The sequence below is a fragment of the Micromonospora aurantiaca ATCC 27029 genome (genome assembly GCF_000145235.1).
GTDB lineage: Bacteria > Actinomycetota > Actinomycetes > Mycobacteriales > Micromonosporaceae > Micromonospora > Micromonospora aurantiaca.
On record NC_014391.1, the window covers coordinates 4416996 to 4433659 of the forward strand.

Annotated in this window: 10 protein-coding genes; 8 read left to right on the forward strand and 2 right to left on the reverse strand. The window is 73.9% G+C overall.

What is annotated here, in order from left to right; genetic code table 11:
- Positions 1-17: 17 nt before the first annotated feature.
- Positions 18-6035 (reverse strand): SDR family NAD(P)-dependent oxidoreductase, encoded by a 6018-nt coding sequence (locus tag MICAU_RS19375; protein WP_013287044.1) that lies wholly within the window; start codon positions 6033-6035, stop codon positions 18-20.
- A gap of 198 nt (positions 6036-6233) precedes the next feature.
- Here MICAU_RS19375 and MICAU_RS19380 point away from each other — a divergent pair, with 198 nt between their 5' ends.
- From MICAU_RS19380 to MICAU_RS19400, 5 genes are all read left to right on the forward strand, one after another.
- Positions 6234-7112 carry a DUF6039 family protein gene (locus tag MICAU_RS19380; RefSeq protein WP_013287045.1) on the forward strand — a complete coding sequence of 293 codons (879 nt, stop codon included), beginning with the start codon at positions 6234-6236 and terminating at the stop codon, positions 7110-7112.
- A 6-nt stretch (positions 7113-7118) separates the two neighbouring features.
- Positions 7119-7877, forward strand: coding sequence for an enoyl-CoA hydratase-related protein (locus MICAU_RS19385; protein WP_013287046.1), 759 nt, complete (start codon positions 7119-7121; stop codon positions 7875-7877).
- Positions 7878-7882: 5 nt separating this feature from the next.
- Positions 7883-10081 (forward strand): acyltransferase domain-containing protein, encoded by a 2199-nt coding sequence (locus MICAU_RS19390; protein WP_280512909.1) that lies wholly within the window; start codon positions 7883-7885, stop codon positions 10079-10081.
- Between the two features lie 497 nt (positions 10082-10578).
- On the forward strand, positions 10579-11397 hold the full coding sequence (locus MICAU_RS19395) for a Crp/Fnr family transcriptional regulator (protein WP_255367944.1): 819 nt from the start codon (positions 10579-10581) through the stop codon (positions 11395-11397).
- A complete protein-coding gene (locus MICAU_RS19400) occupies positions 11394-12674 on the forward strand; it encodes a cation:proton antiporter (protein WP_013287049.1) in 1281 nt (426 codons plus the stop codon). Before MICAU_RS19395 ends, MICAU_RS19400 begins: the two co-directional genes overlap by 4 nt.
- Positions 12675-12685: 11 nt before the next feature.
- On the opposite strand, the gene MICAU_RS19405 is transcribed toward MICAU_RS19400, so the two are convergent.
- Complete coding sequence (locus MICAU_RS19405) at positions 12686-13225, reverse strand: DUF1697 domain-containing protein (RefSeq protein ID WP_013287050.1); 540 nt, start codon at positions 13223-13225, stop codon at positions 12686-12688.
- 126 nt (positions 13226-13351) lie between these two features.
- Here MICAU_RS19405 and MICAU_RS19410 point away from each other — a divergent pair, with 126 nt between their 5' ends.
- The 3 genes from MICAU_RS19410 (at position 13352) to MICAU_RS19420 (ending at position 16658) form a co-directional block, all read left to right on the forward strand.
- The gene (locus MICAU_RS19410) at positions 13352-14593 is read left to right on the forward strand and encodes a hydroxymethylglutaryl-CoA synthase family protein (RefSeq protein ID WP_013287051.1); all 1242 of its coding nucleotides are present in this window, start codon (positions 13352-13354) and stop codon (positions 14591-14593) included.
- Between the two features lie 23 nt (positions 14594-14616).
- Entirely contained in the window at positions 14617-16101 is a 1485-nt protein-coding gene (locus MICAU_RS19415; RefSeq protein WP_013287052.1) for a class I adenylate-forming enzyme family protein, read from the forward strand.
- A 143-nt stretch (positions 16102-16244) separates the two neighbouring features.
- Positions 16245-16658 carry a DUF4260 domain-containing protein gene (locus MICAU_RS19420; protein WP_013287053.1) on the forward strand — a complete coding sequence of 138 codons (414 nt, stop codon included), beginning with the start codon at positions 16245-16247 and terminating at the stop codon, positions 16656-16658.
- The last annotated feature ends 6 nt before the right edge of the window (positions 16659-16664 follow it).

Consider the following 16664-nt stretch of genomic DNA (forward strand, 5'->3'; position numbering starts at 1 on the left):
TGCCTCCGGTCTTCTGGTCAGTCGGTGGTGACGAGTTGCAGTCGCAGCAGGGACGCCGTGAGCGGCTCGCCCGTGTCCGGCCGGGCCGGGGGTGGCGCCCCGGCCGGGCCGTCGCCGTCGAGCCACAGCCGCCTGCGCCGGAACACCGGGCGGGGCAGCGGCGCCCGGCGTACCGGCCCCGGCGGCGCGCCACTGAGTACGAGGTGGGCGTTGGTGCCGCCGAGGCCGAACGAGCTGACGCCGGCGACGCGTTCCCGTCCGGCCGGCCAGCCGACCGGTTCCGTGGTGGGGTGCAGCGGTGAGCGGTCGAAGTCGAACCGCGGGTTCGGGGTGTCGCAGAACAGCGTCGGCGGGATCGTGCCGTGTTCCAGGGCGAGCGCCACCTTGAACAGCCCGGCCATGCCGGCGGCGCTGAGCAGGTGGCCCAGGTTCGACTTCACGCTGCCGATCTCGATCCGGCCGCCGGGCCGGTCGCCGAAGACGTCGTTGAGGGCACGCAGCTCGATCGGGTCGCCGATGAGCGTGCCGGTGCCGTGCGCCTCCAGCATCGTGATGTCGGCGGGGCGCCGGCCGGCGGCGGCCAGCGCCTGCCGGACCACGTCGGCCTGGGCGGCGGGGCTGGGGGTGGTGACGCCCATCGTGTGCCCGTCGTTGTTCACCGCCACGCCGTCGATCACGGCGTGGACGCGGTCGCCGTCGGCGAGCGCGGCCGCCAGCGGTTTGAGCAGCACCACGCCGCAGCCCTCGCCGGGCACGAAGCCGTCGGCGCGTTCGTCGAACGTCCAGCACCGGCCGGTCGGGGACAGCGCCCGCGCGGCGCTCAGGTCGAGGTACGTCTCCGGGTCCAGCAGCACCTCGACGCCGCCGACGACCGCCAGCTCCGACTCCCCCGCGAGCAGGCTGCGGCAGGCGACCTGCACCGCGACGAGCGACGACGAGCAGGCGCTGTCGACGACCAGGTTCGGGCCGCGCAGGTCGAAGTGGTGTGCGACGCGGGCGGCGATGAAGTTCTGGTCGGAGCGCAGGACGTCGGTGCGGATCGGGACGCGTCGGCCGTAGTCGGACAGCCGCGCCCCGGCCACGACGGCGACGCGCCGGCCGCGCAGTTCGTCCGGGGCGTACCCGGCCTCGGCCAGGCACTCCGCGGTGCCCTCCAGGAACATCCGGATCGCCGGGTCCAGGCAGCGCGCCTCGTCGTCGCTCATGTCGAAGTAGCCGGGGTCGAACCACTCGATGCCCTCGACGAAGCCGCCCCACTTGCTGATCGACCGTCCGAGGCCGGGCTCGGGCGAGTACCAGCGGCGGTGGTCCCACCGCTCGGCCGGCACCTCGGTGACCGCGCAGCGCCCGTGGAGCAGGTTGTCCCACAGCGTCACGACGTCGGTCGCTCCCGGGAACCGGCAGGCCATGCCGATCACCGCCACCCGCCGGTCCAGGTCCGGCCGCGCGCCGCCGCCCGCGACCACCGCCGCCTGCGCCGCCGTCGGCACAGGCTCATCAACGGGTACGGGCGCAGTCACGGGTACGGGCGCCGTCACCGCGTCGGGTGGAGTCACGGGTACGGGCGCAGCCACCGGCCCGGGCGAGTTCACCGCCTCGGGCGCAGTCGGCGGCTCGGGCTCGGGAGTCGCGGCCTGCACGCCGAGGTGGGCGGTGAGGCGCTCCAACGTGGGGTGCAGCAGCAGCGTCGCCGGGTCGAGATGGGTGCCGAGCCGCTCCTCGATGCGGATCAGCAGCTCGCCGAGGAGCACCGAGTCCACGCCCAGGTCGCCGAACTCGACGGTCGGGTCGAGGTCGCGCTCGGGAATGCCCAGCGCCGCCGAGAAGATGCCCACGAGCCAGCCCGGCGGGGCCGCCGGCCCACCCGGCGCCGCCGGGGCCGTGGCCGTGCCCGTCGTCAGGGCCTGCGCCGGGGCCGGAATCGAGGCTGAGGCCGACGCCGGGACCGAGGCCGGGGCTGGGACCGAGGCCGGGGCTGGGACCGAGGCCGGGGCTGGGACCGAGGCTGTCGCCGAGCCCGGGGCGGGCGTACCGGCAGCCGGAGCGCCTGCCACGACGGGGGGTGACGTCGGCGCCGGGCGGCGCGGGCGCAGCCGCAGCAGGGCGTCGGGGTCGGGGGCGTCGCCGAGCGGCGGGCACGGCAGCACCACCGCGCCGGCCGGCAGGGCGAGCACGCGGTCGACGACGCGTAGTCCGGCGGCGTCGTCCAGCGGGGCGAGACCGGCCGGCGCGCACGGGTTGGGGCGTCCGCTCGTGGACCCGGTCTGTGCCCACTGCGGCCAGTCCACCGAGCGGAACTCCGTACGGCCGGCGGCGATCCGCGCGCGGACCAGCTCGTCGACGGCGATGTTCGCGGCGGCGTAGTCGGAGACCCCGGCGGCCAGCCCGGTCACCGTGGCGCACACCGAGGAGAACACCAGGAAGAAGTCGAGCGGGTCGTCGGCGCACAGCGGCGCCAGGGTCTCGAAGCCGTCCAGCTTGGGCGCCATCACCGCGCGGACGTCCGCCAGGTCCTTGTGCAGGAACGCCGGGTTGCCCCGGCTCTCCACACCGGCGCAGTGCACGACGCCCCGCAGCGGGCCGAGTTCGGCGCGGACCTGCCGCAGGAACTCCTCGACGCCGGGGAACCCGCCGGCGTGCTGGAGCACGCGCACGCCGCGGGCGCGCAGGTCGTCCGCGACGCCGGTGTCCGCGTGGACGCCGACCAGGGCGATCGACCGGGCGCCGTGACCGGCCAGGTGCCGGGCGACGAGCGCACCGACGCCCCGGGTGCCGCCGGTCACCAGGTAGGCCCCGTCCGGGTCGCACCGCAGCGGCGCGTGGGGCGCCGGTACGAGGTCCAGGCGCGGCCGGTACCGCCGGCCGTCGGCGTACCGGACCTCGCCGTAGGCGTCGGCCCGTACCCATTCGGCGAGGATCCGGGTGGCGAGATCGGCGTCGTCGCCGGTCCGGTCGGTGTGCAGCACGGTGGCGGTGACGCGGGCGTACTCGGCGCCGAGGACCTTGACGAAGCCGGCCGTGCGGACGTCGTCGACGGCCGTCTCCAGGATCCGCAACGGCGTGGTGGGACGCTCGGCCAGCAGCCGCTGCACCATCCGTACCCGGGTCTCCCAGCCGGGCCCGCCGGGCAGGCCGACCAGCCCGCCGACGTCGGGCACGCGGGACAGCACGGCGGCGAGGTCCGCCACGTCGCGCACGGCCAGGCCGCCGAGACGGGCGACGAGATCGGGACTGCCGCCGACGCACAGCATCACCCCGGCCACCGGCGACGCGGCCGGCCCGGGATCGGGATCCGGCTCCCACCCCTTGACGTAGAGCGGCACCTCGGCGCCCGGTGCCGCCGCGACGGTCGGCGCCTGCGTGCCGGAGGACACACCGGCCGGTGTGTCCTCCGGCGCCCAGCACCGCATGCGGGCGAACGGGTACGCCGGCAGGTCCACGACAGTCCGGCCCGGCTCGTGGAGCGCGGCCCAGTCGACGGCGCCGCCGGCCACCCAGTGCCGGGCGAGGTCGGTCAGGCTCGCGCCGGCCGGCGGCACGGCGTCCGGGTCCGGCGCGGCGGGCGCGCGGCCGCGCAGCACGGCGGGATCGGTGCGGTAGGCGGTGAGACGCTCGCACAACGTCGCGACGTCCTCGACCACGACCGCCAGCCGCTGCCGCAGCGGCTCCCGGCCGACCTGGAGCGTGTAGGCGATGTCGGCGAGGGCCGGCCCGTCGTGCGCCAGCAGCGCGGCGGCGTGGTCGGCGGCCGAACCGGGGTGCTCCCCGGCGGCGATCCGCCGGACCGCGGCGACGAGGTCCGCCGTGCTCGGTCCGCGGTCCCGGCGCAGGTACGCGACGAGCCGCCGCACCACCTCGTCGAGGCGGTCCTCGTCGTAGGCGGACAGGACGACGAGCTGCGGGCCGGGCGGCGCGGCCGGGCGGGTGCGGGCGGGTGGCGCGGCGACGACCGCGTGGGCGATGGTCCCTCCGGCGCCGAACGAGCTGACGCCCGCGACCCGGGGGCCGGTCCACTCGGCCCGCTGCCGCTGCACCCGGAACGGCACGGCGTCCCAGGGGATGTTCGGGTTGAGTTCGTCGGCGTGCAGCGACGGCGCGAGCACGCCGTGCCGCAGTTGCAGGATGACCTTGGTGAGACCGGCGAGTCCGGCGGCGGCCTCGGTGTGCCCGATCGTCGACTTCACCGAGCCGATCGGGATGCTGCCGGGCGGCAGGTCGGTCCCGGCCGCGTCCCGGTACGCCCGGGTCAGGCCGTCGATCTCGACCGGGTCGCCGAGCGCCGTGCCGGCGCCGTGTGCCTCCACGTAGCCGATCTCGGCGGGTCCGGTACGGGCGTCGCGCAGCGCCCGCCGTACCACGTCGGCCTGCGCGACCGGGCTGGGCACGATGTAGCCGTTCGTCCGTCCGGCGTGGACGACGGCGGTGCCGCGGATCACGGCGTGCACCGGGTCACCGTCGTCCAGCGCCCGCCGCAGCGGCTTGAGGATCAGCGCGCCGACCCCCTCGGCCGGCACGAACCCGTCGCCGCCGGCGCCGAAGGTCCGGCTGCGCCTGTCGGTCGCGGTGAGCTTCATCCGGTGCTGCTGGATGAACTTGTTCGGGTGCAGCGACAGGCTGACGGCCCCGGCCACCGCCAGTTCGGCCTCGCCGCGCCGCAGGCTCTGCACCGCCAGGTCGAGCGCGACCAGCGCGGAGGAGCACATCGTGTCCACGGTGAGGCTCGGGCCGTGCAGGTCGAAGCAGTACGACACCCGGTTGGCGATGCCGCCGAGCGTCGCGCCGGAGTCCTGCGGGACGCCGCGCAGCGTCCGCTCCGCCCCGAACAGCGGGTACTCGTTCCACATCGCGCCCGCGTACACGGCGACCGAGGAGTGGTGCCGCTCCCGTAGCCGGGCGCGGGTGTATCCGGCGCTCTCCAGCGCGGCCCAGGTCACTTCGAGGAACAGCCGTTCCTGCGGGTCCATCAGGGCGGCGTCGCGGGGGGTGATGCCGAACAGCAGCGGGTCGAACCGGTCGACGTCGTCGAGGTACCCGCCGTCCATGAGGTGGGTCGGCCATCCCGGTCGCGCGCGCTCGGGCGGGTGCGGGGTGACGCAGTCGCGGCCGCCGGCGAGGTTGTCCCAGAACGCGTCGAGATCGGGCGAGCGCGGGTAGCGTCCCGCGACGCCGATCACCGCGATCTCCGTCTCGCGCTCCTCCTCCGGCTCCCGCTCCACGGCGACGGCCGGCGCCGGCACGACGTCCGCAGCGGGCGGTGCGGCGGACTCGGCAGGTGCGACGGACTCGGTGCGTGCGGCAGGTGCGGCGGACTCGGCAGGCTCGGCGGGCTCGGCGGGAGCCGCGCCGGCGGGAGCCGTGCGGCCGGCCGCCGCCAGCGCCGCGGCGACCTCTCCAAGGGTGGCGTGCTCGAAGAACAGCGTCCGCGACCGCTCGCCCAGGTCGTTCTCCAGCCGGGCGGTCAGTCGCGTCACGAGGAACGACGACAGGCCCAGCTCGGTCAGCGGCAGGAGCGGGTCGACGGACTCGGCGGGCAGGCCGGACACCTCGGCGTACACCTCGACCAGATAGGCCCGCAGCGACCCGGCCGGGTCGCGCGGCCGTGCGGCGGGCGGGGCCGGCGGCGCCGCACCGAAGGGGTAGCCGGGCAGCGGCACCCGCGGGCGTGGTCCCGGCCAGTACCGCCGCCAGTCGACCAGGCCGCCGCCGACCCAGTCCGCGGCGGCGTCGGCGTCGGTCGGCGCGGCGGCCGGCGCGAACGGCGCCCCGGCGACGCCGTGCAGCACCCCGTCGCGGGCCTCGCCGCGCAGGTAGGCGTCGAGTCCGCCGACCAGGTCCGCGACGCTCGCGCACCGCACGGCGAGCCGGTGCGGCAACGGCATCCGGCCGACCTGCGTGGTGTACGCCACGTCGGCGAGGTCGAGCGCCGGGTCCGCGGTGGAGACGTGCTCGCGCAGCCGGTGCGCGGACCGGCGTAGCCGCTCCGGATCGGCGGCGGAGAGGACAACGGCGTGGGCTGGATCGGTCTGTTGCGTCACGGCACCTGCCCGCCTGGGAAGGGTCGACGGCCGAGGATCCCGGCCGAGTCATCACGCTAGGCAGTCGTACCGGCTTCGCCTGCTCAACCTTGAGCAGGCCGGTTGCTTCCGGCGCCCGCTCAACCGTGAGCAGACACGCCGTCGGCCGCCCCCGTAGAAACGGGCCGGAACCGGCGATCTCACCTGAGGAGCGAACCGATGACCACGACGGTCGAGCCGTACCGCGCGCTGAACCAATCGTCGCTGCCGCTGGAGCGGGTGCTGCACACGCTCAACTCCGGCTTCATCCTGCACCGGGTCGGCCAGATGGCCTACGGGTTCGCCGCCGAGGGGCGCCAGTTCAGCGTGGACCTGCTGCAGTACATCAACACCTCGCAGGAGGGCGTGGCGACGTCGTTCGCCTTCGAGGAGGTGTTCGGCGGCCGGGACCGGATGCACTGGTTCATCCACCTGAAGTCCCCGCAGGATTACCGGATCCTGCTCAACATGGTCGACCACGACCTGGAGTTCCGCCGGATCTCCGACGAGGACCGGCTGCCGCACAAGGGCGGCGGCAACTGGGACCGCATCTTCGTCCACCGCAGCCTGCACGAGGACGTGCTCGTACCGCAGCACGGGATGGACCACGACGGCGACGACGCCGAGCCGGCGACCTTCGTGCCGCCCGCCTCGTCCCAGCTCAACCAGCCGCCGGAGCAGCAGATCAACTCGGCGACGGCCGGCGCGATCGTCATGCGGACCTCGGACGTCAAGTACGAGTTCCGCGAGGAGGGCCGGATGTACGCGGCCCACTGGCAGCACTTCGTCAACGAGCGGCTCGCCGGCCGGGTCACCGCGACGCTGTACGAGCAGACCTGGGGCCAGCAGGACCACCTGTTCCAGCTGATCCACCTGCGCAGCGTCGACGACTACCACGAGCTGCGCGAGCTGGAGCGCGGCAAGGAGATGGCCACCGAGGTGTTCGGCCGGCGCCGGCTGCACGAGTCCAAGGGCGGCGGCACCTGGGACCGGCTGTTCATCGAGGGCAGCATCCGCGACACGCTGCTGCTGCCGCAGGTGCCGAGCGGCGCGGCCTGAGCTCCGATGGCGTACCGCACGATCGAGCTCCGGCGCGAGCCCGGGCTGTTGCGCGTCACGCTGGCCCGGCCGGAGCGGCGCAACGGCATCGACGACGAGACGCTGCGCGAGCTGCACGCCGCACTCGACGAGGCCGAGGGCGACGCCGCCTGCCGGGCGGTGGTCCTGGCCGGGCGTGACGGCGTGTTCAGCACGGGCATGGACTTCCAGAGCGCCGCCGGTGACGGTGGCGCGTCCGACGGGGGCGCGGCGTTCTTCGCCCTGCTGGAACGCTTCACCACAGTGCCGCGGGTGGTGATCGCCCAGGTGGACGGGCAGGTCGCCGGTGGTGGTGTCGGGCTGGTCGCCGCCAGCGACTTCGTGCACGCCACCGCCCGCAGCACGTTCGCGCTGCCGGAGGCGCTGTGGGGGTTGCTGCCCTGCTGCGTGCTGCCGTTCCTGGTGCGGCGGGTCGGGTTCCAGAAGGCGTACGCCGCGACGTTGAGCACGCAGACGATCGCCGCGGCCGAGGCGTACCGGATCCATCTCGTCGACGAGGTCGCCGAGCGTCCCGAGACGGTGCTGCGGCAGCTGCTGTTCCGGCTCAACCGCCTCGACCCGGTGGTCGTCGGCGACGCCAAGCGGTACTTCCGGGCGTTCTCCGGCGTCGACGACCGGCTGCGCGACCACGCGGTCACCGAGTTCGGCCGGCTGATGTCGGCGCCCGCGGTGCGGCAGCGGATCACGGAGTTCGTCGCGCACGGCCGCTACCCCTGGGAACGGTGATCGCCGTGCGCGCGTGGGTCTTCCCGGGGCAGGGATCGCAGCATCCCGGCATGGGCGAGGGTCTCCTGGACCGTTTCCCCGCCGAGTGCGCCACCGCCGAGCGGCTCATCGGCGTGCCGCCGGCGCAGCTGTGCCGGGACGCCCGGGGCGAGTACCTCGGCCGCACCCGGTACGTGCAGCCGGCCGTGTTCCTGGTCAGCGTGCTGGCCGCCCGGGCCGCGCTGGCGGACGGCCGTCCGCCACCCGAGGTGGTGGCCGGGCACAGCCTCGGCGAGTACGCCGCGCTGCACCTCGCCGGCTGCCTGGACTTCGACAGCGCGCTGAGCCTGGTCGTCCGCCGTGGGCGGCTGATGGAGAGCGTGACCGGCGGCGGCATGGTGGCGGTGCTCGGCCTGCCGCTGTCGCGGGTGACGGAGCTGCTGGCCGGGATCCCGGACGTCGACCTCGCCAACCACAACCTGCCCGACCAGTTCGTGCTGGCCGGCAGCACGGCGGGCATCCGCGCGGTCGTCGACGCCGTGCCGCGGCTCGGTACGGGCCGGTGCGTGCCGCTGGCGGTCAGCGTGCCGGCGCACTCCCGGTTCATGGCCGGCGCCGCGGAGGCGTTCGCGGTGGCCCTGCGCGACGTCACGCCGGGCCCGCCGTCGATCCCGGTGGTGAGCAACGTGACCGGGGCGCCCCACGTCCCGGGCGAGATCCCGGGCACGCTGCTGCGGCACTTCGTCGAGCCGGTCCGGTGGTGGGACACGATGTGCCTGCTGGCCCGGTCGGGGGTGACCGAGCCGGTCGAGGTCGGTCCCGGTGAGGTGCTGACCAAGATGTGGCGCCGGGCCGCCGGGAGCCTGCCGGCACCCGCTCCCGGCGGGCCGCTCGCGCCCGCCGCGCCCGTCCCGCCGCCCGCGCCGGTCCCGCCGCCCCCGCCAGCGACGTCGGTCGCGCCCGCCGCGCCGGCCGCGCTTCCGGTGACTGCGCCGGCCGCGCCGGTGGCGCGAGGTCCCGCCCTCGGCCCACCGCCGGCCACCGCGTCGCGTCCGCGCCCGGCGGGCTCGCCCGGGCTGCGGTCCGACTACGGCATCCGGTACGCCTGCCTGGCCGGGTCGTCCCCGTTCGGCGTCACGTCGCCGGCGTTCCTGCGACGGCTGTCGGAGGCCGGACTGCTCGGCTTCTTCGGCGCCCAGGGTCTGGCGCCGCCGGAGATCAGGGCCGCGCTGGCCGAGCTTCGCGACGTCCGCCGGTACGGCATGGCCTGGCCGTCCGGTGGTGACGAGCGGGCGCTGTGCGACCTGTACCTCGCCCACGACGTCCGCCATGTGGAGGTCACCGGTCCGCTCGCCGTGGTGTCGCCGCAGCTCGTGCGGTTCCGCTACGGCGACGGTCCCCGGCAGGTCCTGGTCCGTGCCCCGGATCTGGCCACGGCGGTCCGGTTCCTGCGCCCCGCCGACCCGGCGACGGTACGGGCGCTGGCCGCCGCCGGGCACCTGGACGGCGGAGCAGCGGGCGCGGCGGCACGGGAGGCGGTCGCCACCGACGTGGCAGTCGAACGGGACGCCCATGCGCTGGTGCCGGCTCTGGTGGCCCTACGCGACCGGGAGGCGCCGGGGGCGCGGATCGGGGTGGCCGGGGTGGGCACCCCGGCGGCCGTCGCCGCCGCCTTCGCGCTCGGGGCCGACTTCGTCGTCACGACGACGGTGAACCAGTGCACCGCCGAGGCCGCCACGTCGGACGCGGCGAAGGATCTGCTCGCCGCGCTCGACGTCACCGACATCCGTGAGGCGCCCGATCCGGACCTGTTCGAGCTCGGCGCGCGGTCTCCGGTGGCGCACCGGGGCACCCTGTTCGCCGCTCGTGCCGAGGAGCTGTACCGGATGTTCCTGCGCTACGACCGGCTGGCCGACGTCGGCCCGCGGCGGCTCGCCGAGTTGGAGCGGACGCACTTCGGCCGCCCGCTGGACGACGTGCGCGCCGATCTCGGCGTCGCGGGGCGGGACGACCGGCGCGTGCTCGCGTCGGTCTGCGCCGCCTACTGCCGGGAGGCCACCGCCGCGGCCCTGCGCGGAACGCCGGGTCAGCGGCTGAACTACCGGGTGCCGGCCTCCACCGACGTCGGGGCGTTCAACCGGCTCGTCGCGGCGGAGCCGCTGGCCGACTGGCGCGCCCGGCACGCCGAGTCGGTCACCGAGCGGCTGCTCAGCGAGGCAAATTGACCTAAATCATTAAAAAGGCCAGCCGACTCCCATTCCGCTGACAATCACCCCCTACGAACCCAACCGAGGTCGCAAAATGCCTGGTCATTGCGCTGCGTAGACACCCGCCACCCAATTAGTTACGATGGCGGCGGGCATTAATACGGCTCAATCAAGCAGTATGCGCAACCCTCGCCCACACCCCCGAAAGGCCCCTTGCATGCATTTGCTTCACTGGATGAACGCGTCCCGAACATGGAAGAAACCAGACACCACAGATAGATGGACATCGTAGGTCGCGCCATGCCGCCGCCCAGATCAAGCGCTCCTGCCTGCGGAAATGCAGGTGAGTCGCCTCAGCGCCGGGCGCGCGGCATGCCGAGCACGACCGACGGGACGAACGGCCGGCACGGGCCGTATTGCAATTCCGACAGTTTGCCGACACCGGCTGAAGAAATACTTGCCGGCGTTGCGGCTGTACTGTCAACGATTGATAGCGTCACGCATTTCACCAGCGAATGATCAGGAACCTGACAACACGCCCGAGCCACGACATCGGGCGCCAGGAGGCCTCCTTGCGAATCGCCGGCGCCACCACCAGTTTGCGTAACGAGCTGCATCGGCTGATCCGGGACGACCCGACTTTCGCCGTCCGCACACACGTCCCGCGAGGCGGGGCCGCGTACAACTCCGGCGACCACGATCTGCGGATGTACCTCGTGGAGGTCGGCCAGTTCAAGACCATCGCGTCCTCCGCGGACGGCAAGCAGTGCCTGCTGTCGATCCACACACGGGGCGACATGTTCGGCGAGCTCGGCCTGCTCGGCGGGCCACGCCACGACACCGCCCGGGCCATGCGCGACAGTGTGATCAGGAGAGTCAACTCGGCGAAGCTGTTCGACCTGCTGAGCAGCGACGAACAGCTCAACTGGCACTTCACCCGGTTCCTCATGGCCAAGCTGCTCGACCAGCAGCAGGCCATCACCCAACTGGTCACCATGGACAGCGAACACCGGCTGGCCGCGACGCTGCTGCGACTCGCCCGCAAGGTGGGCCGGCGGCTCAACCTCGGCATGCAGATCGACGCGAAGATCACCCAGGAGGAGCTGGCCAGCATGGTCGGCACCACCCGGTCCCGCGTCGGGCTGTTCCTCAAGCACTTCCGCGCGGCGAAGCTGGTGGATCAGCTGCCCGGCGGATATCTCCTGATCAACGAGCCGGCGCTGACCCGGTACGTGGAGTGCGGACAGTACGAGCCCGCCCGGTGGGGCGCCGAGCCGATCCGGCCGGTGAACGGCGCACGCCTGCTGCGCGGCGACCGGGAACTGTCCGCATGAGCGCCGTCCTGGTCCTCCTGCACGGAGCCGCGCTGCTCGTGGCGCTGCTGCTCGTCGGCGGGACCGGACGAGCCGTGGCGCGGCTGTTGCGGCAGCCGCCGGTGATCGGGGAGATCGTCGCCGGTCTCCTCGTCGGCCCGGCCCTCGTCCTGTTCGCCGGTCACGACGGGCTGGCGGCGGTGCTGCCGGAGGACATACGCGCACTCCTGCGCCTGGTCGCCGAGGGTGCCCTGGTGCTCTTCCTGGTCGGCCTCGCGCGTGAGCTGCGGGTCGGGCCGGCGCGCGACGACCGCAGGCTGGCCTGGGTGACCGCCGGTGCGCTCGTCCCGGCGCTGGCCTGCGGGGTGCTCGTCGCACTGTGGGTCCAGTTCGTCGCCGGACCGGCCGTACGCGGCGACGCGCCGATGCCGGCCTTCGTGCTGGGCGTCGCGGTGACGCTGTCCATCACCGCCGTACCGGTGCTGGCGCGGCTGCTGACCGAGCGGGGCCTGACAGAGACGACGGCCGGGGCCCTCGCGCTGGCCGCCGCCGTGGTCGTCGACGTCGTCGGCTGGCTGCTGCTGTCCCTGGCCGTCGGGCTGGGCGCCGGAGACCCCGCGACCTTCGGCCGCGCGATGGCGGTCCTCGCCGGCGCGTTGCTGCTGGCCGGCGGGATCCGATGGGTGCTGCGCCGCGCCCGGGCGGCACTGTGGTGCGGCCGGTGGCCGGCCGCCAGTGCCGTGGTGCTCGGCGTGGTGGCTCTCGTGGTCGGCTTCGGCGTCCACCTCCTCGGGCTGACCGCGGTGTTCGGCGCGATCCTGGTCGGCCTGGCGGTGCCGCCCGGCGAGCCCTGGGACGCGCCGACCGCCGCCGTGTCGCGGCTCGGGCGGTCGCTGCTGCCGATCTTCTTCGTGAGCGCCGGGCTCACCGCGCTGACCGGCGCGGTCGCCAGCACGCCGTGGTCGCTGGTGGTCGTCGTGCTCGTCCTCGGACTCGCCGGGAAGATCGGCGGCGGCTATCTCGGCAGCCGGCTCGGCGGCTGCTCTCCCGCAGAGGCGACACGGATCGGCATCCTGCTCAACACGCGCGGGCTCACCGAGCTCATCGTGCTCCAGGTCGCGTTCCAGGCCGGCATCCTCAGCCCGCCGCTGTTCCTCGCCCTGCTCATCATGGCGCTGGTCACGACGCTTCTCACCGGCCCGCTGCTGTCGTTGGCGGACCGGTTCGTGCGGGCCGCCGACGCCGGTGACAGCGCCTCGGGCGCCGTGTCCGGCCCGTCAATGGTGAGCCCGCGATGACGGGTACGCGGTCAGGACGCCGCCATGTCGCGCAGCTTCAGCACCGAGCGCCAGTTGCGGGTCGTCCCGACCACACCGGTCTTCTTCTCCACGAAGGCGTTGCTGAGCTTGCTGCGCCCGTACCCGTCGGGAACGTGCACGAACACGTCGCGGCCGAGCAGCGTCAGCGTGCCGCTCTCGCCGGGCGGGGCGGCGAGCGCCGCCTGCTTGTCCGCGCCGGGGTCGCCGCTGAGCATGGTGACGAGCAGCTTCGTGTGGTCCGTCTGCACGTCGAGATACGGGTTGGCGGCGATCATCGCGTCGAGCTCGTCCAGGCTGCGCAGCAGCACCGGCACGTCGCGACCCCACCGCTGCTTGATGCCCCTGTCGATCTCGGCCAGGATCGCGACCTCGTCGGTCTCGGGGCAGCCGAACACGACGTTGCCGCTCTGGATGTACGTGGCCACGCCGTCGAAGCCGCAGGAGACGAAGACCTCTTTCAGCTCCGTCATCACCATCGAGCTACCGCCACCGATGTTCACCGCACGCAACAGAGCGACGTATCTCGTCATGACCCGGGATGGTAACCGGCCGGGCCGATCGCGGGCGCTCAACTCTGAGCAGACACGCCCGGCCCGCGGTCGTACAACGTCAGGGACCGCGGCGGTGAGGGATCCACGAAGAGGAGAGGCCCGAGGATGATCACCACGGCGGTCGGCATCGAGGATCTCCACGTCTACCCCGGCCGGGCGTACGTCGACGTGCCCAGCCTGTTCGAGGCGCGCGGCCTGGACCCGTCGCGGCTGCCGAACCTGATGATGCGCCGCCGGTCGGTGAGCCTGCCCTGCGAGGACCAGGTGACCCACGCGGTCAACGCCGCCCGGCCACTGGTCGACGCCCTGTCGCCAGAGCAGCGGGAGGCGATCGAGCTGGTGGTGGTGGCCACCGAGTCGGGGCTCGACTTCGGCAAGCCGATCAGCACCTATGTCCACGACCTCCTCGGCCTGCCGCCGCGCTGCCGGTCGTTCGAGGTCAAGCACGCCTGCTACGGCGGCACCGCCGCCCTGCAGAGCGCGGCGGCGATCATCGCCGCGAGCCCGGCGCCGGACGCGCGGGCGCTCGTGATCGCCACCGACATCGCCGGCGTCGCGGCGGCCGGCAGCTACTTCGAGCCGTCGGAGGGCGCCGGCGCGGTCGCGATGCTGGTCAGCCGTACGCCCGACGTGCTGCGGCTCGACCTGGGCGCCAGCGGGTACCACACCCAGGAGGTGATGGACACGCTGCGGCCCCGGCCGGACGTCGACGTGGTGAACTCCGACCTGTCCCTGCTCGCCTATCTCACCTGTCTGGAACGGTGCTTCGCCGCCTACCGGGACCGCGTCGAGGGCGCCGACATCGTCACCACGTTCGACCACCTCGTCTTCCACATCCCCTTCGCCGGGATGGTCAAGGGCGCCCACCGCACGCTGCTGCGCAAGACCAAGCGCATGGCGCCGGCCGACATCGACAGGGACTTCGCGGCGCGGGTGGCCCCGTCGCTGTCGTACACGAGCCAGATCGGCAATCTCTACTCCGGTTCGCTCTACCTCGCGCTGTGTTCGCTGATCGACCACGCCGACTTCACGGTGGCCCGCCGGATCGGCCTGTTCTCCTACGGCTCCGGCTGCGGGTCCGAGTTCTTCAGCGGCGTCGTCACCGAGCGCGCCGCCGGCCGGCTCGCGGCCCGCCCGCTCGCCCGCGCCGTCGAGGAACGCCGCCGGCTCACAGTCGCCGAGTTCGACGAATGGAGCCGGCACACCGCCGACCGCGCCTTCGGCGTCCGCGACGCCGTCCTGGACACCGGCCCCTACCGGTCCGTCCTGGACAGCCACGTGGCCGGCCGGGGCCTGCTGCTGCTCGACCGGATCGAAGACTTCCACCGCGTGTACCGGTGGAGTTGAGCGCGCCATCCGAGGGAGGACCCATGAGTGTGCCCACGTCCGCGGTCGTCGTACCCGACCTGCTCCGGCACCGCACCGGCCTGATGCCCGAGCAGGAGGCGATAAACGTCCGCGGCAAGACGGCGATCACCTACCGGGACTGGGACCGGCGCTCGAACGCCGTCGCCCGCGCGGTGCTCGACCGGCTCGGCGGCACCGGGCGGGGCGCCCGGGTGGCGCTGCTGTTCGGCGGCGACGACTGGATCGACTACGCCGTCGCCTACCTCGGCGTGCTCAAGGCCGGCGCCACCGCCGTACACGTGAACGACACGATGCCGGCGGTGGAGCTGCGCCGCCGGTTCGACCAGTGTGCGGTGGCCGGTGTGATCCGCGGCGCGGCGCTCCCGCCGTGGCGGGACGACGCCGGACGCTGGTCGGTGGTCGTCGCGGACCTCGACCAGGGCGACTCCGCCGCCGTCGACACCGGCGTCACCCCCGAGGACATCTCCGACATCCTCTACACCTCCGGCACCACCGGCCCGGCGAAGCCGTTCACCAACCCGCACGGCAACCTCACGTACGGGCGCGGGTCCGCCGCCCTCGGGCAGCTGGTCGACCCAGCACCGCTGCTCGCGCCGATGCCGCTGGGCACCACGTCGAGCGCGACGACTGTCGCGGTGCTGGCCACCACGACGCCGTCACCGCTGATCGTGTGCTCACCGGACGACCCGGAGGAGATCGCCCGCCTGCTCGCCACGCACGGCTGCGCGACCCTCATCCTCACCCCGTGGACCGCGATCCGGCTCGCCGCCATCCGCCCGCAGGACCGCTACGACCTCGGCTCGGTCAAGACCATCGGCAACGCATCGGCGATCATGCCGCCGCGCATCGCCCGCGACCTCCTCGCGGCCATGCCGAACGCCACCATCGCCAACGCCTACGCGCAGTCCGAGGCGGTGCCGGCGATCATCCTGGGCAACGTCGACCCGGACCGGCCGATGTGGCTGGGACGCCCCGGACGCGGCACCGAGATGCGCGTCGTCGACCAGCAGGGCGAGCCGCTGCCGCCGGGCGAACTCGGCGAGGTGTGGCTGCGCTGCGAGGCGCCCAAGCGGCTGTACCTCGACCAGGCGCTCAACGCCCGCGTGCACGCCGGCGGGTGGACCCGCACCCGCGACCTCGGACGCGCCACCGCCGACGGCGAGCTGTTCCTGTTCGACCGGATGACCGACGTCATCACCACCGACGGGAAGCTCGTGTCGTCGCTGGAGGTCGAGGCCGCACTCTACGACCACCCCTCGGTACGCGAGGCCACAGTCGTCGCGCTGCCCGACCCCGAGCACGGCGAGATCGTCGCCGCCGTCGTGGCGGCCGACCCGGCCCTGGACGACGCGACGCTCGCCGCGTTCCTCGCCGAGCGGCTGGAGCCGCACCAGGTCCCCGCCCGCATCCACCGCCTCGACGCGCTGCCCCGCGGCGGCACCGGCAAGGTGCTGAAGTACCAGTTGCGGCAACGCTTCGGCGGCTGACCGTCGCGGTTGCCGCCGGCGCACGGCCTCCGCCGCGTACCCTGTCAGAGCTGGTGGCGGCACGAGCCGGCTGCCTCCGACCACCCCGGCCACCGGGGGGCTCGGGCCTGCGCAAGGGCCACTGACAGACATCGAGGTGGGAGATGCCGCAGTTGAACCCGGTCGCGGCGCAGCGCGTGGAGGCCGTCGCCGTCGCGGCCCTCGCCGTCGTCGTGACCGTCGCGGCCGGGTACCCGTGGTGGTCGCTGCTCGCCCTCTTCCTCGTCTTCGACCTGTCCATGCTCGGCTACCTGCGCGGGCCGCGCGTCGGCGCCGTCTGCTACAACGTGGCGCACTCGTACACGCTGCCGGCGGCGCTCGGCGCGGTGGCAGTGGCAGCGGCCGCGTCCGGCGACCGGATCGACTGGCTGGGAGTCCTGGCCGTCGCGTGGGCGTTCCACATCGCCGTCGACCGCGCCCTGGGCTACGGCCTCAAGACGACCGAGGGGTTCGAGCACACCCACCTCGGCCTGATCGGAAAGGCCCGGCGTGCCGGATCGTCCACCGACGAACGCTGACGGTTC